At 73.7% G+C, this 20,304-nt stretch carries 21 protein-coding genes; 10 read left to right on the forward strand and 11 right to left on the reverse strand.

The window, feature by feature from the left end; translation table 11 throughout:
- Positions 1 to 125: 125 nt before the first annotated feature.
- From ACFYZF_RS29580 to ACFYZF_RS29590, 3 genes are all read left to right on the forward strand, one after another.
- A complete protein-coding gene (locus ACFYZF_RS29580; protein WP_387026307.1) occupies positions 126 to 263 on the forward strand; it encodes a hypothetical protein in 138 nt (45 codons plus the stop codon).
- Between the two features lie 341 nt (positions 264 to 604).
- The gene (locus ACFYZF_RS29585) at positions 605 to 3,694 is read left to right on the forward strand and encodes a hypothetical protein (protein ID WP_387026309.1); all 3,090 of its coding nucleotides are present in this window, start codon (positions 605 to 607) and stop codon (positions 3,692 to 3,694) included.
- A gap of 121 nt (positions 3,695 to 3,815) precedes the next feature.
- Positions 3,816 to 5,648, forward strand: a complete 1,833-nt coding sequence (locus tag ACFYZF_RS29590) for an NHL domain-containing thioredoxin family protein (protein ID WP_387026311.1) — start codon at positions 3,816 to 3,818, stop codon at positions 5,646 to 5,648.
- Positions 5,649 to 5,687: 39 nt separating this feature from the next.
- Here ACFYZF_RS29590 and ACFYZF_RS29595 read toward each other — a convergent pair whose 3' ends face one another.
- Genes ACFYZF_RS29595 through ACFYZF_RS29605 form a run of 3 tightly spaced genes read right to left on the reverse strand, consistent with a single transcriptional unit; the run spans position 5,688 to position 7,916 of the window.
- Entirely contained in the window at positions 5,688 to 6,437 is a 750-nt protein-coding gene (locus ACFYZF_RS29595) for a LamB/YcsF family protein (RefSeq protein ID WP_387026313.1), read from the reverse strand.
- Positions 6,421 to 7,308: a biotin-dependent carboxyltransferase family protein gene (locus tag ACFYZF_RS29600; RefSeq protein ID WP_387026315.1), complete on the reverse strand. Its 888-nt coding sequence runs from the start codon at positions 7,306 to 7,308 to the stop codon at positions 6,421 to 6,423. Before ACFYZF_RS29600 ends, ACFYZF_RS29595 begins: the two co-directional genes overlap by 17 nt.
- Positions 7,305 to 7,916, reverse strand: a complete 612-nt coding sequence (locus ACFYZF_RS29605) for an allophanate hydrolase subunit 1 (RefSeq protein ID WP_387026317.1) — start codon at positions 7,914 to 7,916, stop codon at positions 7,305 to 7,307. The genes ACFYZF_RS29600 and ACFYZF_RS29605 overlap by 4 nt, the downstream gene beginning before the upstream one ends.
- Positions 7,917 to 8,022: 106 nt before the next feature.
- Between ACFYZF_RS29605 and ACFYZF_RS29610 the strand changes: the two genes are divergently transcribed.
- Positions 8,023 to 8,700: a hemolysin III family protein gene (locus ACFYZF_RS29610; protein ID WP_387026318.1), complete on the forward strand. Its 678-nt coding sequence runs from the start codon at positions 8,023 to 8,025 to the stop codon at positions 8,698 to 8,700.
- Positions 8,701 to 8,848: 148 nt separating this feature from the next.
- Here ACFYZF_RS29610 and ACFYZF_RS29615 read toward each other — a convergent pair whose 3' ends face one another.
- A complete protein-coding gene (locus tag ACFYZF_RS29615; RefSeq protein WP_387026320.1) occupies positions 8,849 to 9,151 on the reverse strand; it encodes a DUF6458 family protein in 303 nt (100 codons plus the stop codon).
- Between the two features lie 114 nt (positions 9,152 to 9,265).
- On the opposite strand from ACFYZF_RS29615, the gene ACFYZF_RS29620 reads away from it, so the two are divergent.
- On the forward strand, positions 9,266 to 9,796 hold the full coding sequence (locus tag ACFYZF_RS29620; protein WP_387026322.1) for a SixA phosphatase family protein: 531 nt from the start codon (positions 9,266 to 9,268) through the stop codon (positions 9,794 to 9,796).
- A 63-nt stretch (positions 9,797 to 9,859) separates the two neighbouring features.
- Here the strand turns inward: ACFYZF_RS29620 and ACFYZF_RS29625 are convergent, their stop codons facing one another.
- From ACFYZF_RS29625 to ACFYZF_RS29640, 4 genes are all read right to left on the reverse strand, one after another.
- Positions 9,860 to 10,129 carry a DUF6458 family protein gene (locus ACFYZF_RS29625; RefSeq protein ID WP_043961115.1) on the reverse strand — a complete coding sequence of 90 codons (270 nt, stop codon included), beginning with the start codon at positions 10,127 to 10,129 and terminating at the stop codon, positions 9,860 to 9,862.
- A 251-nt stretch (positions 10,130 to 10,380) separates the two neighbouring features.
- Positions 10,381 to 12,237 carry an acyl-CoA dehydrogenase gene (locus ACFYZF_RS29630; RefSeq protein ID WP_387026324.1) on the reverse strand — a complete coding sequence of 619 codons (1,857 nt, stop codon included), beginning with the start codon at positions 12,235 to 12,237 and terminating at the stop codon, positions 10,381 to 10,383.
- Positions 12,238 to 12,582: 345 nt separating this feature from the next.
- Positions 12,583 to 13,710 carry a PP2C family protein-serine/threonine phosphatase gene (locus tag ACFYZF_RS29635; protein WP_387026326.1) on the reverse strand — a complete coding sequence of 376 codons (1,128 nt, stop codon included), beginning with the start codon at positions 13,708 to 13,710 and terminating at the stop codon, positions 12,583 to 12,585.
- A 121-nt stretch (positions 13,711 to 13,831) separates the two neighbouring features.
- Positions 13,832 to 14,473 (reverse strand): septal ring lytic transglycosylase RlpA family protein, encoded by a 642-nt coding sequence (locus tag ACFYZF_RS29640; RefSeq protein WP_387026328.1) that lies wholly within the window; start codon positions 14,471 to 14,473, stop codon positions 13,832 to 13,834.
- A gap of 213 nt (positions 14,474 to 14,686) precedes the next feature.
- Here ACFYZF_RS29640 and ACFYZF_RS29645 point away from each other — a divergent pair, with 213 nt between their 5' ends.
- Both ACFYZF_RS29645 and ACFYZF_RS29650 read left to right on the forward strand, forming a co-directional pair.
- On the forward strand, positions 14,687 to 15,235 hold the full coding sequence (locus ACFYZF_RS29645) for a phosphoribosyltransferase family protein (protein ID WP_387026330.1): 549 nt from the start codon (positions 14,687 to 14,689) through the stop codon (positions 15,233 to 15,235).
- A gap of 250 nt (positions 15,236 to 15,485) precedes the next feature.
- Positions 15,486 to 15,899 (forward strand): ASCH domain-containing protein, encoded by a 414-nt coding sequence (locus ACFYZF_RS29650; protein WP_387026332.1) that lies wholly within the window; start codon positions 15,486 to 15,488, stop codon positions 15,897 to 15,899.
- A 112-nt stretch (positions 15,900 to 16,011) separates the two neighbouring features.
- On the opposite strand, the gene ACFYZF_RS29655 is transcribed toward ACFYZF_RS29650, so the two are convergent.
- From ACFYZF_RS29655 to ACFYZF_RS29665, 3 genes are all read right to left on the reverse strand, one after another.
- Positions 16,012 to 16,530, reverse strand: coding sequence for an AAA family ATPase (locus ACFYZF_RS29655; RefSeq protein WP_387026334.1), 519 nt, complete (start codon positions 16,528 to 16,530; stop codon positions 16,012 to 16,014).
- A gap of 45 nt (positions 16,531 to 16,575) precedes the next feature.
- Positions 16,576 to 17,472 carry an LLM class flavin-dependent oxidoreductase gene (locus ACFYZF_RS29660; protein ID WP_387026336.1) on the reverse strand — a complete coding sequence of 299 codons (897 nt, stop codon included), beginning with the start codon at positions 17,470 to 17,472 and terminating at the stop codon, positions 16,576 to 16,578.
- An 83-nt stretch (positions 17,473 to 17,555) separates the two neighbouring features.
- Positions 17,556 to 18,449, reverse strand: a complete 894-nt coding sequence (locus ACFYZF_RS29665; protein ID WP_387026338.1) for a LysR family transcriptional regulator — start codon at positions 18,447 to 18,449, stop codon at positions 17,556 to 17,558.
- A gap of 108 nt (positions 18,450 to 18,557) precedes the next feature.
- Between ACFYZF_RS29665 and ACFYZF_RS29670 the strand changes: the two genes are divergently transcribed.
- The 3 genes from ACFYZF_RS29670 to ACFYZF_RS29680 are packed head-to-tail and all read left to right on the forward strand — an operon-like array spanning position 18,558 to position 20,102.
- Positions 18,558 to 18,959: a DUF1801 domain-containing protein gene (locus ACFYZF_RS29670; protein ID WP_387026340.1), complete on the forward strand. Its 402-nt coding sequence runs from the start codon at positions 18,558 to 18,560 to the stop codon at positions 18,957 to 18,959.
- Positions 18,956 to 19,387 (forward strand): VOC family protein, encoded by a 432-nt coding sequence (locus ACFYZF_RS29675; RefSeq protein WP_387026342.1) that lies wholly within the window; start codon positions 18,956 to 18,958, stop codon positions 19,385 to 19,387. Before ACFYZF_RS29670 ends, ACFYZF_RS29675 begins: the two co-directional genes overlap by 4 nt.
- A 10-nt stretch (positions 19,388 to 19,397) precedes the next feature.
- Positions 19,398 to 20,102, forward strand: a complete 705-nt coding sequence (locus ACFYZF_RS29680; RefSeq protein ID WP_387026344.1) for an SAM-dependent methyltransferase — start codon at positions 19,398 to 19,400, stop codon at positions 20,100 to 20,102.
- Positions 20,103 to 20,304 lie beyond the last annotated feature (202 nt).

Here is a 20,304-nt window from a genome sequence, read left to right on the forward strand (position 1 = left end):
CGTTGACCTACGATCCTTAGGCAAGTGTCTCAGCTCACCTACTAATCGATGGATTCCCCGCCCATCTTGCGCTTCAATAGACACATCAGGGGATGACAACCGAATAGCCAGGAGAAGAGACCCAGATGAGCATGATCGAGCGAATCCGCAACCGCCGCGACGCCAACCGCCGTGCCCGCGCCATCGAGCACGCGCTGCGTTCCGCCAACTCGCCTGCGGTCCGTGACGAGCTTCTCACCATCGCCCAGCGTCACATGAGCTGACGCCCCACGCTTTTCTCTCCTCCTCCAGTTCGACGGCCCGCCCGGTCACCCCGGGCGGGCCGTCGGCGTTTCGGACCGATTGACACCGGGATTCCGCCCCGCAGCACCGCCCGGTACGGTGGGGTTCGGTCGTCAACCACACCGTCCGGACCCGTCGCGCCAATAGATGCTGCTCGACACGGTCCGGCGACGCGGAGTGACGGCCGGTGCTCCCCGGTGCCGCGGGCGGTCACCGGATACGGTGCGGGGAGTCCCCGCTGCCGGTATCGCCGGCGACACGGGCACCCACGCCGACGCACCGTCGGCGTCGGCGGCCGACATGTGATGGAGGAGGCGCACCGATGACGTCCGAGGGCCCGCACCACCCCGGCCAAGAGCCGGACGAGGTGTCGCCGGGCACCGGCGCGCCCGCGCCGTACGGCGTCGCCAGCCCGGACCTGGGCTGGGCGCCCCCGCCCCCCACGGCCCGGCCGAATCCGCCAACTCCCGCCCCGGCGGCGCAGAACGACCAGCCGCCCACGGCTGCCTGGGGTGCCGCCGCCCCGCCGAACGCCCAGCCGCCCACCGCCGCGTGGGGTGCCGCACCGCAGGGCGACCAACCACCCACGGCGGCCTGGGGCGCCGCACCGCCACCCACCGCCGCGTGGGGCGCCGTACCGCAGGGTGACCAGCCGCCGACGGCGGCCTGGGGTGCTGCCGCACCGCAGAACGACCAGCCGCCCACCGCCGCGTGGGGCGCCGCCCAGGCGCCGGCACAGCAGCCGGAGCCGAACCGGCCGGACGCGTGGGGGCCACCGCCCGCCGCGTCGCAGCCCGCCTGGGGCCAGGCCGACCAGCCGATGCCGGGCTGGAAGCAGGAGGATCAGCCCAACCCCACCTGGCCCGCCACCGCGCCGCCCACGCCGCCCGGCCCCGCCGGTGATTCGCCCCAACCGGCCTGGGGAGCGCAGCCCGAACAGCCGGCGCCGGCCTGGCCCGCCCAGTCCGAGCAGCCGCCCGCCGCGTGGGGCCAGAACGAGTCGGCCGCCCGGGGCGCCGCCCGCGTCCCCGGCCAGGCCGCCCCGCCCCAGGACGCCTGGCCCGCCCAGGCCGGCGCCAACCGGTCCGACGGCTGGAACCCCACGGGGCAGCAGGACGACGACCCCGCCCGCTCCGGCGGCTGGAACACCAGCTCACCCGCCTCCCCTCAGGACGACCCCGCCCGCTCCGGCGGCTGGAACACCAGCTCACCCGCCTCCCCTCAGGACGACCCCACCCGCTCCGGCGGCTGGAACACCGGCCGGCAGCCGGACGACGAACCCGTTCACCCAGTTGGCTGGGCCCCGGCCGAGCAGCCCGCGTTCGCCGGCAAGGCCGAGCAACCGCCCACGCCCTGGGGGCAGACCGAGTCGGCCGCCCGGGGCGCCGCCCGCGTCCCTAACCAGGCCACCCCGCCCCAGGACGCCTGGCCCGCCCAGGCCGACGCCAACCCGTCCGACGGCTGGAACCCCGCCGGACAGCAGGACGAAGCCGCCCGCTCCGACTGGAACGCAGGCTCGCCCGCCGTCCCCCAGGACGACCCTGCCCGCTCCGGCGGCTGGAACGTCGGCGGGCGGCAGGACGACCCCGCCCGCTCCGACGGCTGGGCTGCCGCGGAGGGCAAGCGCGACGACCAGCCCCAGCCGACCGCCTGGGCCGGTGCCGACGGGACGGCCAAGCCCGGCGCGTGGGGCGCGGCTTCGGTGCCGCAGCAGCAGGAGGACCGCCCGGCCGTCCCGGACTGGGCGGCGGCCGAGCCGACGTCGGTGCCGCCTGCCCGGGCCACCGCCACCGTCAGCGTGGACGGGCCGCCATCCTGGAGCGCCCCGGCAGAGGACCAGCAGCAATGGCCCGCACCGGATCGAACCGAGCGGCCCGGCGTGCCGGACGTCGAGCCGTGGGCACCGGGCGAGGCGTGGGGACGTTCCGCCGAGGCGGAGCCCGCCCCGCCGCAGCCGGCCGGCAACGGCTGGGAGCCGGAACGGTCGGAGGACCGGCCGCTTTACCAGCCGGCACCGGCCCCCGGGATCTCGCCGGCCAACGCCGTCCCGCTGCCGCAGCAGGAGCAGCGGGTGCCCGGCGCCAGTCTGGCCGCCGCCCCGCCGGCCGACTACCTGCCGCCGGCCCAGTTCACCCCGGAGGTCGAGCCGTCAGGCCGCGAGGGCGGGCCGTCGGCGTACGAGCCGGAACTGGCGGGGGCCGACAACGGCTGGGGCCGTGCCGAGGAGCCCCCGTCTCCCGCCGGCCCGGTCGTTCCCGCTCCCCGGGTGTCGCCGGAGGGCCAGGCGTCCGCCCGGGCCGCTGTCTCCCTGCCGGAGGCCGGGGAGCCCGCAGCCGGCAGCGTCTCGGCGAGCGCGTCCGTGCCGCTGACCAGCCGGGTGACGCCCCCGACCGACCAGGGCCAGCCCGGCGACACGCCCACGCCGCAGCCCCGGGTGTACGGCCGGCCCACCCGCCCGGAGCCGGTCGAGGAGCCGGAGCAGGCGGAGGGGCACGGCTTCTACCCCGACCCCAACCCGCCGCACCGCTTCGACGAGCCGGGCCCAACGGGACACTTCGACGAGCACGGCCCACAGGCCCGGTTCGACGAGCCGAGCCCACACGGGCGATTCGACGAGCCGAGCCCGCAGGCCCGGTTCGACGAGCCGAGCCCGCACGGGCGATTCGACGAGCCCGGGCCGCAGAGCCGGTTCGACGAGCCGAGCCCCCACGGCCGTTTCGACGAGCCCGACCGGCAACACGGATACGGCGGCGGGCCGGCCGCCACGGCAGCGGCGGTTCCGCCCGCCTTCCCGCCCGGCGTGCCGTCCTTCATGGACCCGCCGGCCAGCAATCGGCCGGTGAACGGCGTCCGGCCGCACGACGGCGACCGGCCGAATGACCAGTTCGGCGGCCCGGCGGCCCCGGTCAGCGGCGGCGCGGCCGTCCAGGGCGGGGTGTCGGGGCACGGCTCGACCCCGTTCGGCGAGCCGGCCCCGGGTGGCTTCCCACCGGCCTTCCCGACGCAGGGCCAGCAGTCGGGTTCGTCCTGGGACATGGAGCCCGATCAGGGCCGGTTCGACTCGTTCAAGCCGGACGCGGCCGAGCAGAAGACCGACGCGCCACCGCCGAAGGTGCGCAACGGCCGGGTGCTGGTCGCCGTGCTGGTGGCCGCCGTGCTGATCCTCGCGGTCCCGCTCGGCCTGCTCATGCTGCTCGGCAAGTTCAGCGACGACAAGGTGCCGGCGGTCGGCTCCTGCGTGAAGCGGGCTGGCACCAACGTGACGGCGGCGACCTGCGGCGACGCCGACACCTTCACCGTGGTGTCGAGGGTCGACGCCAAGGAGAAGTGCGCCGACCCGACCCAGCCGTCCGCAATCCTCCAAGGCGACGTGCCGAACAAGGTGCTCTGCCTGAAGCCGTCCACCAAGTAGCGGATTCCCGAGGGCGGGGCCACGGAGCACCGTGGCCCCGCCCTCGTCGTACGCCGGGTGTGGCGGCCGGGGCCGCGCAGGTGTTGACGTGCGGGGCATCCCCGTCGGGCAGACTGAGGGGATGAGCGCACGAGTACGGGCCCCGGAACTGCGCGGACGGGGTTGGCTGAACACGGGTGGGCGGGATCTGAAGCTGGCCGACCTGCGCGGCAAGATCGTGGTCGCGGACTTCTGGACCTTCTGCTGTATCAACTGCCTGCACGTGCTCGACGAGCTGCGCCCGCTGGAGGAGAAGTACGCCGACGTGCTGGTCGTCGTCGGTGTCCACTCGCCGAAGTTCGAGCACGAGAAGGGCCCCGACGCCCTCGCCGCCGCCGTCGAGCGGTACGGCGTGCACCACCCCGTCCTGGACGATCCCGAGCTGGACATGTGGCAGCAGTACGCGGCCCGGGCCTGGCCGACCCTCGCGGTGATCGACCCCGAGGGGTACGTGGTGGCCACCATGGCCGGCGAGGGTCACGCCGAAGGGCTGGCGCGGCTGATCGACGAGCTGATCGACGCACACGAGACCAAGGGCACCCTGCACCGGGGCGACGGCCCGTACGTACCGCCGGCCGAGCCGGAGACCACCCTGCGCTTCCCCGGCAAGGCGGTCCTGCTCGACGGCGGGAACCTGCTGGTCTCCGACTCGGCCCGGCACTGCCTGGTCGAACTGGCCCCCGACGGCGAGACCCTGGTCCGTCGGATCGGCTCGGGCGAGCGGGGGCGGGCCGACGGCCCGGCGGGTGCCGCCGCGTTCTCCGAGCCGCAGGGGTTGTGCCGGCTGCCGGAGCACGTGGCCGAGGTCGCCGGGTACGACCTGGTCGTCGCGGACACCGTCAACCACCTGCTGCGCGGCGTACGGCTGAGCACCGGCGAGGTGGTCACCGTCGCCGGCACCGGCCGGCCGTGGCGCTCCACGGTGGACGACCACGCCCACGACGCGCTCTCGGTCGACCTCTCCTCCCCCTGGGACCTGGCCTGGTACGACGACAGGGTGATCGTCGCGATGGCCGGCATCCACCAGCTCTGGTGGTTCGACCCGATCCGACGCACGGCGGGGATGTACGCCGGCACGACGGTCGAGGCGCTGCGCGACGGCCCGCTGGCCGAGGCGTGGATGGCCCAGCCGTCCGGCCTGTCGGTGTCGACCGACGGCGCGCGGCTGTGGATCGCCGACAGCGAGACAAGCGCGGTCCGGTACGTCGAGAACGGCGTCCTGGGCACCGCCGTCGGGCAGGGGCTGTTCGACTTCGGCCACGTCGACGGGCCGGCCGAGCGGGCGCTGCTCCAGCACCCGCTGGGCGTGTGCGCGCTGCCGGACGGCTCGGTGTTGGTCGCCGACACGTACAACGGCGCGGTCCGCCGGTTCGACCCGGGGACCGGCCAGGTGTCCACGGTCGCCGCCGGGCTGGCCGAGCCGAGCGACGTGGTGCTGACCGCCGACGGCGGGGTGCTGGTGGTCGAGTCGGCGGCGCACCGGCTGACCCGGCTGGCTCCGGGCGCGCTGTCGGCCGCCGGGGCGAGCACGGTCGACGGCCCCCGGCACCGCACCGAGCGGAAGCCGACGGACGTGACGGCCGGCGAGGTCACCCTGGACATCGTCTTCACCCCGGCCCCGGGGCAGAAGCTGGACGAGACGTACGGGCCGTCGACCCGGTTGGTGGTCTCGGCGTCCCCGCCGGAGCTGCTGCTGGACGGGGCAGGCACCGGCACGGAGCTGTCCCGCCGGCTGGTGGTCGACGGTGCGGTGGCCGGCGGGGTGCTCCAGGTGACCGCCCAGGCGGCGACGTGTGACGCCGACGTGGAGCACGCGGCCTGCCACCTGACCCGGCAGGACTGGGGCGTGCCGGTCCGGGTGGTCGAGGGCGGCGCCGCCCGGCTCCCGCTGGTCCTGCGCGGCCTGGACGCCTGACCGCCGCCGCTCCGGGGCGGGGCCGGCGGAGCGGCCCGTTCACACGAACGGGGTGGGTGTGACTCCCGCGTCGATGAGTGCGGCCCGCACCAGGGCGGCGGACGCCACCGCGCCCGGGGTGTCTCCGTGCAGGCAGATCGATTCGACCGGGCAGGGTACGACAGTGCCGTCGACCGCGACCACGGTCCGCTCGGTGGCCATCCGGACAGCCCGGTCGGCCACCTGCTCGGGGTCGGTGACCAGCGCGCCGAGGGCGGTGCGGGGCACCAGCGTGCCGTTGGGCAGGTAGCCCCGGTCGGCGAAGCCCTCGGCGACCACCCGGATGCCCGCCCCGGTGGCGAGCTGGGCGAGCACCGAGCCGGGCGCGCAGAGCACCGGCAGCTCATGGTCGTAGTCGTTGATCGCGGCGACCAGCGCGGCGGCCTGCGACTCGTCGGCCGCCGCCGCGTGGTAGAGCGCGCCGTGCGGCTTGAGGTACCGGACCCGGGTGCGGAACGCCCGGCAGAACGCGTCGAGCGCGCCGAGCTGGTAGGTCACCTCGTCGCGCAGGTCGGCGAAGGTGTACGCGATGTGCCGGCGGCCGAATCCGGCGAGGTCGCGGTAGCCGACCTGGGCGCCGACGGCGACCCCACGTTCGGCGGCGGCGGCGCAGACCCGACGCATGGTGGACGGGTCGCCGCCGTGGAAGCCGCAGGCGACGTTGGCCGAGGTGATCAGGTCCAGCAGCGCCTCGTCGTCGCCGAGCCGCCAGATGCCGAAACCCTCGCCGAGGTCAGCGTTGAGGTCCATGGAACCTCACCGTAGTACCTGGGCGGGCCTGTGCGAGTCCGGTCACGTCCTCCACCACCCCGACGACCGGGTAGCCGCCGGTGGTCGGGTGGTCGGCGAGGAAGATCAGCGGTTGGCCGTCGGCGGGCACCTGCACCGCGCCCAGCACGATGCCCTCGCTGGGCAGTTCCCCGGCCACCGCGCGGGGCAGGGGTGCGCCGATCAGTCGCGCGCCGACCCGGTTACTCACCGTGCTCACCAGGTACGCCGTGTCGTACAGCAGGTCGAACGCGGCAGAGGGGAACCAGTCGTCCCGGGGGCCGGGTCGCAGCCCGAGCAGCAGCTCGGCCGGGGCCGGGCGGCCGACGGTGCCGTCCACCGGAGCGGGGTCACCGGGCGGGGCGCCGAGCGGCAGGGTGTCTCCGTCGCGCAGCGGGGGCGGCCCGAGGCCGGAGAGGGTGTCGGTGGAGCGGCTGCCGAGCACCGGTGCGACGGCGATCCCGCCGGCCACCGCGAGCCAGCTCCGCAGCCCGGTGCGGGCCGGGCCGACCCGCACGACCGCCCCGGCCGGGACCGCGAGGGGCCGGCCGACGTCGCCGGGCCGGTCGCCGACCCGGACGTCGACGTCCGCGCCGGTGATCGCGACCGTGCCGGCCCGGGTCAGCCGCAGCGTGCAGCCGGTCAGGGTGATCTCCAGGCCGGCGGCGGCCTCCGGGTTGCCGACGAGGCGGTTGGCCAGCCGCAGCGCCGCCGGGTCGAGCGCCCCGGACCGGGGCACGCCGAGGTGCGCCCAGCCGGGCCGTCCCTGGTCCTGCACGGTGGTGAGCGCGCCGGCCCGGAGCACCTCGATCCGGCCCGGATCGGCGACCGGGGCGGCCGGGCTGGCGGTCACCCGGCCACCAGGCGGACCCGGGTGCCCGGGGTGAGCCGGGCCGGCGGGTCGGCGCGCACGTCGAACAGGGTCAGGTCGGTCCGGCCGACCAGCAGCCAGCCGCCGGGCGACGCGCCGGGGTAGATCCCGGCGTACGGGCCGGCCAGGGCTACCGAGCCGGCCGGCACCCGGGGCCGGGGCGTCGGCAGCCGGGGTACGGCCCATTCCGCCGGCAGCCCGGTCAGGTACGCGAACCCGGGCGCGAACCCGCAGAAGGCGACCCGGAACTCGGTGTTGGTGAGCCGGGCGACCACCTCGGGCACGTCCACCCCCCAGTGGCCGGCGACGGCGGGCAGGTCCGCACCGTCGTACCTGACGGGGACCTCGACCTCGTCGGCGGGCGCGTCGGCGTCGGCGGGTAGGGGCGTCCAGCCGGCGACGAGTGCGGCGGCCCGGGCCGGGTCGGGCACCCCGTCGAGCAGCACGGTGCGGGCCGCGGGGACGATCTCGACGGCGGTCAGCTCGCCGGCTGCCCGGCGGCGCCACAGCTCGGCGCGCCAAGCCTCGACCTGGTCGGGGTCGTCGCAGTCGAGCAGCAGTGCGTTCGTGCCGACGGGTCGGATCCGCATCCCGTCATGATTCCCGATCCGGCGGACGGCCAGGGGCGTCCGACCCCTCGATCTCGTGACCCGGGACACTACTTGCAGGTAACCTACGGTGCCGTAACCTAATGGCGTGACGACCTCCGCCCCGCTTCGACTCAAGCCGGTCGACATCGGAAAGCCCCGGATGCGGGGCTGGCTGCACACCTACGCGTTCTTCGTCGCACTCGTCTGCGGCATCGTGCTCTGTTCCGTCGCGGCCGGTCGGCCCGGCTGGGCTCCGCTGGTGAGCTGCCTGATCTACAGCCTGACCGTGTGTGGGCTCTTCGGCACCAGCGCGCTCTACCACCGCCGGGTGTGGTCGGAACGCGGGTATCAGATCATGCGCCGGATGGACCACTCGATGATCTTCGTGTTCATCGCCGGCACGTACACGCCGTTCTGCGTCCTGTTGCTGGACGCCCGGCACGCGACCACCATGCTCGCCCTGGTCTGGGGCGGCGCGCTGGGCGGGGTGGCGGTGAAACTGATCTGGCCGCACGCCCCGCGCTGGGTCTCCGCCCCGCTCTACCTGGCGCTCGGTTGGGTCGCGGTGGCGATGCTGCCGCAGATCCTGCACTCCGGCGGGGTGACCGCGCTGGTGCTGCTCGCCGTCGGCGGCGCGATCTACAGCGTAGGTGCGGTCTTCTACGCGCTACGCCGCCCCAACCCGTGGCCCACCGTGTTTGGCCACCACGAGTTCTTCCACGCCTGCACCCTGGTGGCCGCGGTCTGCCATCACATCGCGATCTACTTCGCCCTGTTCGCCTGAGGGCCGCACGGGGGCCGCACCTGCCCGCACACGCCGAGGGCCCCGCACCGTTGCGGGGCCCCGGGGTTTTCGGGTGGTCGGCGGCCGGTGGACGGCCGGGCCGGCAGGCTGTCCTCGGCCGTCGGCATGCGCTCGTCGGGCCGGTTGGTCAGACCGTCCGGCGCGGGCGGCGCACCTCGCGGTACTCCTGCACCACCGGCTCGCCCTGCACCGGTACGACCCGGTCGGCCACGACCCGGTCGGCCACGACCCGGTTCTCCCGCACCGGAGTGGCCACCACGGTGCGCCGGCCCCGGTTCCAGAAGTAGAGGGTGGTGAGCAGGCTCACGACCCCGGCGAGCATCAGCACCCAGCCGACGACGCCGAGGTTGAGCCACCCCAGGTCGGCCTGTACGGCGAACGCGAAGATCGCACCCAGTGCGATGAGGAAGATGCTGGCACCAATGCCCATTTTGTCGCCTCCTTGGCTGTCAGCTGGCGCTACTACCCGCCGCGGCCATCGTGAGGTTGCGGCACCCATCGACATACCCCGGCACTCCGCTCGCCAATCGGGCAAGCTGGGGCCATGACGGACGCCCCGGGTACGGAACGGACGCTGGTGTTGCTGAGGCACGCCAAGGCGGAGCCGCCGGGCGACGGCACGGACGGCGATCGGCAGCTGACCGCGCGGGGGCAGGCCGACGCCGCCGCTGCCGGCGCCTGGCTGGCCCGGCACGGCCTGCTGCCCGACGTGGTGTTCTGTTCGCCCGCGAGACGCACCCGGGGGACCTGGCACGGGGTGGCGCTGGGCATGACCGGCTCGCCGGACGAGGCCGGGCCCGCCGGCACCCTCCCGGCGGTGCGCTACGAGCCCGGCGTGTACGAGGCAGGCCCGGTGGAGCTGCTGTCCCTGGTCCGGTCGGCGCCGCCGGAGGCGACTACGGTGCTGCTGGTCGCCCACAACCCCGGTGTCTCGCTGCTCTCGGCGCTCCTCGACCCGGAGCGGGCGGACCAGCAGGGCATGCGTACCGCCGACCTCGTGGTGCACCGCACCCGGCTCCGCTGGGCCGACCTGCGCCGCGCCGACATCACCGCCCGCCACACCGCACGGGGCTGAGCCCGGGGCGGGTACGCGTGGCAGGGGCCCCGGTGCGACCAGGGCCCCTGCTCACGGGCTCATTCAGGACGGCGGCGCCGTGGGCGGAGGCGGGTCGGGCGGAGGCGGCATCATCGCGGTCGGATGCGACAGCCGGTTCTCCTCCACGATCAAGGTGCGCGCCCGCTTACGCCGGTCCTGCCAGAACCAGAGCGTGGTGAGCAGTACGGCCAACCCGGCCAGGATGAACACCCAGCCGACTGCGCGCAGGTCCACCCACCAGACGTTCGCCCGGATGGCGAAGGTCAGGATCGCGCCGATGGCGATCAGAAAGATTCCGCTACCAATGCCCATGTGCGCTGCACCCCCACGTGCGGTGGCTCTGGGCGTTCACTGACGACGTCCGCGCCCCGGTTACCCGCCCGCGCCGCCAACTACCCGGTACAGACACTCTGATAGAGCCCCGAACCCCTCCGAACCAGAAGCGCCGGCACTTTCCCGGAATTCGTGGCCTCCCGGCGCGGGACAGCCCCTCTTTCCGTGAAAGTGCCGGCGCAGACCCGGCGGGTGGGGGCGCGCGGGGCGACCCGGGGGGGGGATTGGGGCTAGAAGGACTCCTCCGGGAGGTCCATCACGTCCAGGTCGGTGTTCTCGATGATCCGCCGGTCTGCGCCGAGGCGGGGCAGCACCTCGCGGGCGAAGAACTTCGCGGCGGCAACCTTGCCGGCGTAGAACGCCTTGTCGGCGGCGGAGAGTTCGCCGTTCAGAGCGCGCAGGGCCACGTCGGCCTGCCGCTGGAGCAGCCAGCCGACGACCAGGTCGCCGATCGCCAGCAGGAATCGCCGGCTGCTCAGACCGACCTTGTAGAGCGCCCGGGAGTCGCCGGCCTGCGCCTCGCCCAGCCAGCCGGTGAGCACGCCGAGCATGCTCTGGATCTCGGCGAGCGCCTTGCCGAGCGACTGCCGCTCCTGCTTGAGCTGGCCGTTGCCGCCCTCGGAGGTGATGAACTCCTGGATCTCGGCGGCCACCGTCATCAGGGCCTTGCCGTTGTCCCGGACGATCTTCCGGAAGACCAGGTCGAGGCTCTGGATCGCCGTGGTGCCCTCGTACAGGGTGTCGATCTTCGAGTCCCGGACGTACTGCTCCAGCGGGTAGTCCTCAAGGAAGCCGGAGCCGCCGAACGTCTGGAGCGACTCGTGGCCGAGCATCTCGTACGCCCGCTCCGAGCCGACGCCCTTGACCAGCGGCAGCAGCAGGTCGTTGACCCGCTTCGCGGTCTTCGTCGCCTTCTCGTCGCCGGCCGCCTCGGCAATGGCGACCTGGTCCTGCCAGGTGGCGGTGTAGCAGACCAGGGCACGCAGGCCCTCGGCGTACGACTTCTGAAGCATCAGCGAGCGGCGCACGTCCGGGTGGTGTGTGATGGTGACCCGGGGCGCGGTCTTGTCGGCCTGCTGGATCAGGTCGGCGCCCTGCACCCGGTTCTTCGCGTACTCCAGGGCGTTGAGGTAGCCCGTGGAGAGGGTGGCGATCGCCTTGGTGCCGACCATCATCCGGGCATATTCGATGATCATGAACATCTGCCGGATGCCGTCGTGCTTGTCGCCCAGCAGCCAGCCCTTCGCCGGCACGCCGTGCTCGCCGAAGGTCATCTCGCAGGTGTTGGAGACCCTGATCCCCATCTTGTGCTCGACGTTGGTGGCATAGACGCCGTTGCGCTCGCCCAGCTCGCCGGTGTTCTCGTCGAAGTGGTACTTCGGGACGACGAACAGCGACAGCCCCTTGGTGCCCGGGCCGCCGGCGCCCTCGACGCCGACCGGGCGGGCCAGCACGTAGTGCACGATGTTGTCGCTCAGGTCGTGCTCGCCGGAGGTGATGAATCGCTTCACACCCTCGATGTGCCACGAGCCGTCCGGCTGCTGGACGGCGCGGGCGCGACCGGCGCCGACGTCCGAGCCCGCGTCCGGCTCGGTGAGCACCATGGTGGAGCCCCACTGCTTCTCGACGAAGAGCTTGGCCCACTTCTGCTGCCGCTCGTTGCCCTCGACGTACACCACGTGCGCGAAGGAGGGGCCGGAGGAGTACATCCAGACCGGGGCGTTCGCGCCGAGCACCAACTCGGCGAGCGACCACCACAGGGCGCGGGGGGCGTTGGTGCCGCCGAGGGCCGGCGGGAGGTCCAGCCGCCAGAACTCCGAGTCCATGAACGCCTGGTACGACTTCTTGAACGACTCCGGCAGCGGTGCGGTGTGCGTGGCCGGGTCGAAGACCGGCGGGTTCCGGTCACTGTCCGTATAGCTGGCGGCCAGATCCTCGCGGGCGAGGCGGTCCACCTCGGCGAGGAAGCTGCGCGCGGTGTCGACGTCGAGATCCGAGTACGGCTCCTGGCCGAACGCCCGGTCCGCCCCGAAGACCTCGAACAGGTTGAACTCGAGGTCCCGAAGGTTGCTCTTGTAGTGGGTCATGCTCGCTGGCCCCGCTTCCGGACAGGTATTACCGATCAGTAACCCCGACTGTATTACTCGTCGGTAGGAAGCGACAAGCCAGCTGCGGAAGTGACAGCGACTACACACCCGCGTTCCGGCGGTCGCCGGGCCACCGAATCAGCAGGCCAGCGACCGTCGGGCCGCCACCGCCCGGTGCCGAGTGACGAGATCTTGCCCAATCCTGGAATCAGTGGCCTCGGCCGTGCCGCGACACCACATTCTCCAGTAAACAGGCACCAAACCAACACGGCGCGTCTCCGCGACCCTCGGCGGCGCGACCTCCCGGCTCCGTCAGCCCTCGGCGGCACCGACCTCCCGACTCCGTCAGCCCTCGGCGGCACCGACCTCCCAGCTTGGCACCGGGGCGGTCACCGCGCTGCTCGGGCCCGCGTACTCCATCAGGACCAGGGCGATGTCGTCGTCGAGCCGGCCATGCACCCACTCGACCAGGGCGGTCTCCAGCGAGGCCAGCCCGTCGCCGACCGTGCCGTGGCCGAGCAGCCGCCACGCCCGGTCGGCGGTCGGGAAGAACTCGCCGTCCCGGCGGGCCTCGCCGAGGCCGTCGGTGAACAGCAGCAGGCGGTCGCCCGGCTCCAGCCGCTCGACCCGGGGCCGGACGACCGGCATGAAGCCCAGCGGCGGGGCGGGTGCCGGCGGTTCGAGGGGGATCACCGCGCCCCGGCGCAGCAGCAGCGGTGCCGGGTGGCCGCAGTTGACGATGGTGAGCGTCCCGCCCCGCTCCTCGACCAGCGCGGCGGTGACGAAGTCCTCGTCGCCGACGTTGCGGGCCACCGCCCGGTCCAGGTCGGTCACCACGGCCCGCAGGTCGGCCCGCTCGTACGCCACGTGCCGGTACGAGCCGAGCACGATGCTGGCCAGCCGGACGGCGTCCAGCCCTTTGCCCCGGACGTCACCGATGATCATGCGCACGCCGTACGGGGTGTCGATCGCCTCGTACAGGTCGCCGCCGATCTCGGCGGTGGCGGTGGACGAGATGTAGCGCCCGGCCACCGCCAGTGTGCCCACCTGCGGGCCGAGCGGACGCAGCACCGCCTGCTGGGCCACCGTCGCCAGCTTGGACAGCTCGGCGATCTGCTCGGCCTGCCGCTCCCGGACGCCGGCCACCGCCCCCGCGATGGCGGTGGCCAGCGCGATGCCGGCCACGTTGACCGCGGTCACCAGCGACGTCGTCGGCTCCATCAGGGCGAAGGTCGACCCGATCGCGGTGGCGACGGCGCCCACCCCGAGCACCACCCGCCAGGAGGCGAGCGCGGCGGCGAGGGAGGGCGCGGCGACCATCAGGGCGATGTAGTGCGCCGTGCGCCCGTCCGCCAGCTCCACCCCGGAGATGATCGCGAGCAGGGCGAGGGCCGCGCCGAGGCCGGCGCGGGATCCGGGGCTCAGCGGGCCGCGGCCCGACTGGAAGGCATGCGTGCGTACGAGGGACAGCATGCCTGATCGACGAGGGCCGGTGAATGAGCCTGGCCCGTCGTCCGAGGATGTTCTGCCCGGCCGGCCCGGAGTGCCGGACCGACGGGGGACGGATGCCTCGCCCACCGCAGGGGCCGCCGCGTCAGCCCAGGACCTCGTATTTCACCGTGAGCGCGCCGACGTCGACGGAGGTGATGGTGGCGAATGCGGCCCGGGACAGGTCGATGCAGCGGCCCTCGATGAACGGGCCACGGTCGTTGATCCGCACGGTGACCGACTTGCCGTTCGCCGGGTTGGTCACCCGGACCCTGGTGTCGAACGGCAGGGTCTTGTGCGCGGCGGTCAGCTCGTCGGGGTTGAAGGTCTCCCCGTTGGCCGTGAGCTGGCCCTCGTCGTAGAAGGACGCGCCGCAGGAGCCGCTGTCGACGACGGCGCTGGTCGGGGCCGGCTTCTTGGTCGTGGCGGCCGGTTTCGGAGCGGCGGTGCGGGCCTTGCTCCGCGACGCGGCCTGGGTCCGGGTCGCCTTCGGGCTGGCGGTGACCGTGGGCGAGGGGCCGGCGCTGGGCGGCAGGCTCGCGCTCGGTGACGCCGAGGGTGGGGCCGGCACGGCGGGGCTGCTCACCGGGGCGTCGACGAGGACCGGCGCGGAGTCCGCCGGCTCGCCGGAGGCGAGCTGGACGGCGCCGACGGTCCCACCGACGGCGAGCGCGACGCCGACCGCCGCGGTGGCCGCGATGCCGGCCGGCGAGGAGAACATGCGGGTACGGGAGTGCCTACCAGCCACCGGGCCCGTCCTTTCGTCGTCGCTGAACAAACCGGCCCGGACCGTAACGAGAGAAGCACTTCCGAAGTCAACGTGATCATGGTGCTATGAACGTATTTGCTCGCATACGTGTAGCCGATCATCCGAGGCGAGGTGGGCCGCTCGGCCCCGGATCCGACCCGCCCCGAACCCGGCCGGCACCGCGCCTCGCGGGGATGCCGCAGGATGGGCGGCATGCCCGCTGAGCTGAGCGAACGCCTCGTCGAGCTGTTCCGGTGGATCGATCCCGGCCCGGAGAGCACCCACCTGGTCAGCGACGTCTCCGGCTGGTGGCGGGATCCGGCCGTTCTGGCGGAACTCGGGCCGGCCCTGGTCGCGCCGTTCCGGGCCGCCCGGCCGACCGTGGTGCTCGCCCCGGCCGTCACCGGGCTGTTGCTCGGCCCGCTCGCCGCCACCGCGCTCGGGGTGGGCTTCGTGCCGGCACACAAGGCCGGGGACGGGCGGCTGCCCGCCGGGGCGACCACCTGGGCGCAGAGCCCGCCCGACTTCCGGGGCCGCCGGGTCGAACTCGGCGTCCGGGACCGGCACCTGGGCCCCGGGGACCGGGTGCTGGTCGTCGACGACTGGGTGGCCACCGGCGCCCAGCTCCAGGCCCTGTACGAGATCTGCGCGACCCGGGGGGCCCAGGTCCTCGGCACGTCCGCGGTGGTCGTCGACTGCCCGCCCGCCCTCGCCACCGAACTGCGGGTACGCGGCCTGCTCGACGCCGTCCGGCTGGGCTGAGCGGCGACCATTGACCTGAAGCGGGACTGAAGTCGAACGATCAGGGGCTGTCCGACCACGGCGGATGGCGGCGGAGGCGCTGGCCCGGCACGGGCACGGTGACCGGGTGCACCGATGGCGTGACACGGTGACCGCGCCGACGGCTGCGCTGCGTACCCTGCCGGCGTTAGACTCCGGACGCCGGGCACCGAGGCCCGACGGCGGCGAAATCGGGCGGCGGTGGGCGGCGGGCTCACGTAGCCTCGGCAGGATGTGGCCTCGCATCGGTGAACTGCGCGCCCTCTCCCTCGGCACCCCCGGCGAGATGCGAGCCCGACTCAACGCCCTGGTGCTCGCCGAGGTCAAGGCGGCGACCGCCGGCCTGATCGGCGAGTACGCCGAGGAAGGCGAGGAACTTGAGCGGGCCGGCGAGCGGCTGGCCCTCGTCGACGACCACGACGCGCTGGTGGGGGTCGTCGAGGTGACCGGCGTCGAGGTGGTCCGCTTCGCCGACGTCCCCTGGGACTTCGCCCGCGCGGAAGGGGAGGGCGACCGGTCCATCGAGGAGTGGCGGGCCGGTCACGCCACCTACTGGGCCCGGGTCGGCACCCCCGTCACCGACGACACCCAGGTCGTCTGCATCCGGTTCCGGCTCGTCTCGACCGAGGGCGGCACCGCCACCTGAGGCGCGCGGGAGGCCCTGCCGACGCCCCGCGCCGAGACAACCGCCGCCCGGGAGGCTCAGCGGGTCGCGGAGCGGTCCTCCGAGTGCCGCCGACAGCACGTGTGCCGGCTCATCAGTCGGCGGCCACCACTATGACCTCTTCCCCCTCGCCGAACGGCGGCTCGAAGCTCTGGAGGTAGCGGTCCAGCAGTTCGTCGGTGACCGGAAAGGCGGCGTTGGCGTCGAACCGCTCAGCTCGCGTACGGAGGCGCTGCCGTAGCAGCGCCGGCTCGGCCTTGAGGTAGACGAGGCGCCAGCAGCCCCCGGCTTCCTCGATCAGCTCCTTGTATTCCTGCCGTCGTGAGCGTTGCCAGAAGCTGGAGTCGATGACGACGTCGCGACGCTGTGCCACGAGTGAGAACAACCGCTCGCGCAGAACCTGCCTCGCGACTTCGGTGTGCTCCTCGTACTGGTCGGGCTCGTAGTCGACGCCGTAGCGACCGAAGCGATGCCAGATCTCCTCGTCGACGGACAGTCGGACGTAGCCTTTGGTCTCGAGGCCTTTGGCGTACGTCGTCTTGCCCGAGCCGGCCATCCCGCACATCAGGACCACCTCAGGCTGCTCAGGGAGCCGTGCTTCGTCCGCTCTCATGGACGCCAGGGTGGCGGAAAGGACCGGGATCGTCACCCGCAATTGTCAGCGGTCGGCCGGGGCGAGGCGGCGCAGCTCGGGCAGCAAGCGGGTGGCCGCGTCCACCAGGACGGCCTCGTCGCCCGCGTACCAGCTGCTGGCCCGCGGCCAGTGCGTGACCACGTCGGTGAAGCCCAGCGCGGCGGCCCGCCCGACCTGCTGGGCGAAGAAGTCCGCGCTGCTCAGCGAGAAGACCGGGGCGGAGTCGAGGGAGAGGTAGCGGTCCAGCGTGGCCGGGTCGCGGCCGGCCTCGGCCAGCGTCCGGTCCATCCGGGCGGCGAGGTCCGACACGGTCCCCCACCACGCCTCCAGGTCGTCGCCGCCCTCGCCGGTGGTCACCCAGCCCTCCCCGAACCGGGCCACCAGCCGCATCGAACGGGGACCGTTGGCGGCCATCACGAACGGCACCCGGGGACGCTGTACGCAGCCAGGATTGTTCCGGGCGTCCACGGCGGCGAACCACTCGCCGCGCCACGTCGTCCCGTCCTCCCGCAGGATCAGGTCGAGCAGCTCGGCGAACTCGGCGAGCCGGTCGACGCGCTGGCGCGGCGGCAGCATCTCGCCGCCCAGCACGGCCGAGTCGAAGCCGATGCCGCCCGCACCGAGACCGAGCAGGAACCGGCCGGCGGAGACGTCGTCCAGGGCGGTGACCTGCCGGGCGAACGCCGCCGGGTGCCGGAAGTTGGGCGAGGCGACCAGGGTGCCGAGCCGGATCCGGGAGGTCACCGTCGCGGCGGCGGTCAGCGTCGTCATCGAGTCGAACCACGGCCCGTCGACCAGGTCCCGCCAGCCCAGGTGGTCGTACGTCCAGGCGTGGTCGAAGCCCCACTCCTCCGCCTGCCGCCACCGGCGCTGCGAGTCAGACCAACGCTGGTCAGGGAGGATCACGATGCCAATCCGCATGATCGTCAGCGTACGGCCTGCCGGGTTCCCGACCCGCTCGCCGCCCGGCGCCTTCCCGGGCTCAGCCGGACGCCGCACCCGGCTCAGGCCGGCGGGCGTGCCGTCGTGTCCGTTGCGGCCCGGACGAACTCGCGGACCCGGGACGTCGTGTTGCTCTCCAACCAGACCGGCCCGCGCCGGATCGGCGGGGCGTCGCTGATCGGCACGTACGCGACGTCCGGACGCGGGTAGTAGCGCCGGGTGTGCTCGCCGACCGGCAGGACGCCCCGGCCCAGCGCCACCAGGGTCAGCAGCTCGGAGAACGTGTCCCCCGTCGGGCCCTTCGGCACCGGCCGCCCCGACGGGGTGCGCTCCGGCGTGCGGTCCCGCTTGAACTCCGCCGAGGTCACCGCCGGGTACTGCACCACCGGGTGCTCGGCCAGCACCTCCAACGAGACGGACCCGGCGCGGGCCAGCGGATGTTCGGCGGCCACCGCGAGCACCCGGCCCTCCGTCAGCAGCGCCGGGCCGCACGCCATCCCGTCGAACGGGTACGAGGCCACGAGCACGTCGACCGAGCCGTCGAGCAGGCTGGCCCGGGAGTTGGCGAGTTGCGCCTCGCGTACTCGCACCTCGCAGTCGGGGTGCCGCTCGCTGAACAGGGCGACGGCCCGCAGCAGCACCGACGCCGTCCCCTCGCCGAGGAAGGCGACCCGCAGTTGCCCGGTCATCCCCCGCCCCGCCTCGGTGGCCCGGCGCACCGCCGCCTCCATCCCGCCGACCAGCGGGCGCAGGTCGTCGGCGAGGCGGCGGCCTATCGGGGTCAGGGTCACCACCCGGCTGGTACGCGCGAACAGGGGCGCGCCGATCCGCCGTTCCAGCTTCTTCACCACATGGCTGACCCGCCCGGTGGTCACCCCCAGCCGCTCGCCGGTACGCCCGAAGTGCAGCTCCTCGGCCAGGGTCAGGAACGTCTCGACCTCGTACCGTTCCAGCATCCGACCCCCACCACTCGGCGACCCGGCCACCGTTCGTTGAGCCAGGGTAAACGGTCGTAGCCCGATCACGGCTTGGTCGGACCCGCCGTCCGGTCGATCGTTGAGAACGTGACCCGGGGCCCCTGCCCCACCCCTGACGACCACGAGGAGTACGCCATGCCCAGCAACTACCTGACCGGACTCGACGCCCCGCTGTGGGAGGTCGGGCAACGGGTGCGCGCCGTCGTCGAGGCGGCCCTGCCGGAGGCGACCGGAGCGCTGTGGCACGGTCACCCCGTGTGGGGCCTCGGCGACCGGCCCGGCAGGCAGCCGGTGTGCCTGCTCAAGGCCCAGTCGACGTACGTGACCTTCGGGCTGTGGCGGGGGCAGGACGTGGCCGACCTGTCCGGGCGGCTCGTACCCGGCGCGCGGCGGATGGCGTCGGTGAAGCTGCGCACCGTCGACGAGGTCGACCCGGCCCTGTTCACCGACTGGCTGCGCCGGGCGTACGCGCTGGAGGCGGCGGCGTGAGCGCGGTCCGGGTGACCGGCTTCGACCACCTGGTCCTCACCGTCGCCGACGTCGACCGCTCGCTGGGCTTCTACTGCGGGACGCTCGGCCTGGAGCCGGTCCGCGTCGACCGGTGGCGGGCCGGCGAGGCGCCCTTCCCGTCGGTGCGGGTCAACCCGGAGACGATCATCGACCTGGTCCGGGGCCTGAGGGGTGAATCCAACGTCGACCACTTCTGCCTGGTGGTGGCCCCGCTCGACTGGGCCGAGGTGATCGCCCCGGGTGGCCTCGACGTGGTCGAGGGCCCGGTGGGACGGTTCGGGGCGCGGGGCAGCGCCACATCGGTCTACGTCCGGGACCCGGACGGCAACGTCGTCGAGCTGCGCTGGTACCCGCAGGACGCGCCGGCCGACGGTTATCCGGTGGATCGGGAGTCCGCCGGCCCCTAGGTTCACCTGGGTGGGTGATGACGCCAGGGCGGAGATCCGGCTCGCGGAGGCGGAGCAGCAGGCGGGGAGCGAAGGGATGCCGGCCCGGACCGACTGGCAGGCGTGGCACGAGCCCTACGCCGACGAGGGATCGTCCCTGTCGCGCCGGCTGCGCCTCGTGCGACGGGAGATCGCCTCGTGGCTGGACGAGCGCCCCGACGAGAGGCTGACGGCGGTCAGTGTCTGCGCGGGCCAGGGGCACGACCTCGTCGGCGTGCTCGCCGGGCGGGCCGACGCGCACCGGGTCCGAGCGACGCTGCTGGAGTACGACGCGGGCAACGTGGCCGCCGCCCGGAATGCCGCTGGCCGGGCCGGGCTCACGAACGTCACCGTCGAGCGGGCGGACGCGGGGCAACTCTCGTCGTACGCGGGAGCGGTGCCCGCCGACCTGGTGCTCCTGGCCGGGGTGTTCGGCAACGTTACCGACCATGACGTACGCCGGGCCGTGGCCGCCCTACCGCAGCTCTGCGCGGCGGGTGCCACGGTGATCTGGACGCGGACCCGGCGCGCCCCCGACCTGACTCCGGCGCTGCGCGGCTGGCTGTGCGACGCCGGATTCGTGGAGCGGGCGTTCCACGCGCCGGAGGGTGTGCTCTTCGCCATCGGCGTGCACCGGTTCGCCGGCACGCCACGCCCGCTGGACGCCTCCGGGGAACTGTTCACGTTCGTCCGCTAAAGCCTGTGTCGAAGTGCGCGAGGCGTACACAACGTCTCCTGGCAGCAGGCGCCCGATCACGGTGGTGATGCGGAGATCGGGTAGATCTTGGAAGATTTCGGCCCCTGGGGCGGTCTCAAGCGGTGGTTGCAACATCGAGGAGCTGGGACATTCTCTCACCAGGGGTGTCCCAGTCCAGGGTTTGTCGGGGGCGTCCGTTGAG

This window comes from Micromonospora sp. NPDC001898, assembly GCF_042891255.1.
In the GTDB taxonomy this organism is placed as follows: Bacteria; Actinomycetota; Actinomycetes; order Mycobacteriales; family Micromonosporaceae; genus Micromonospora.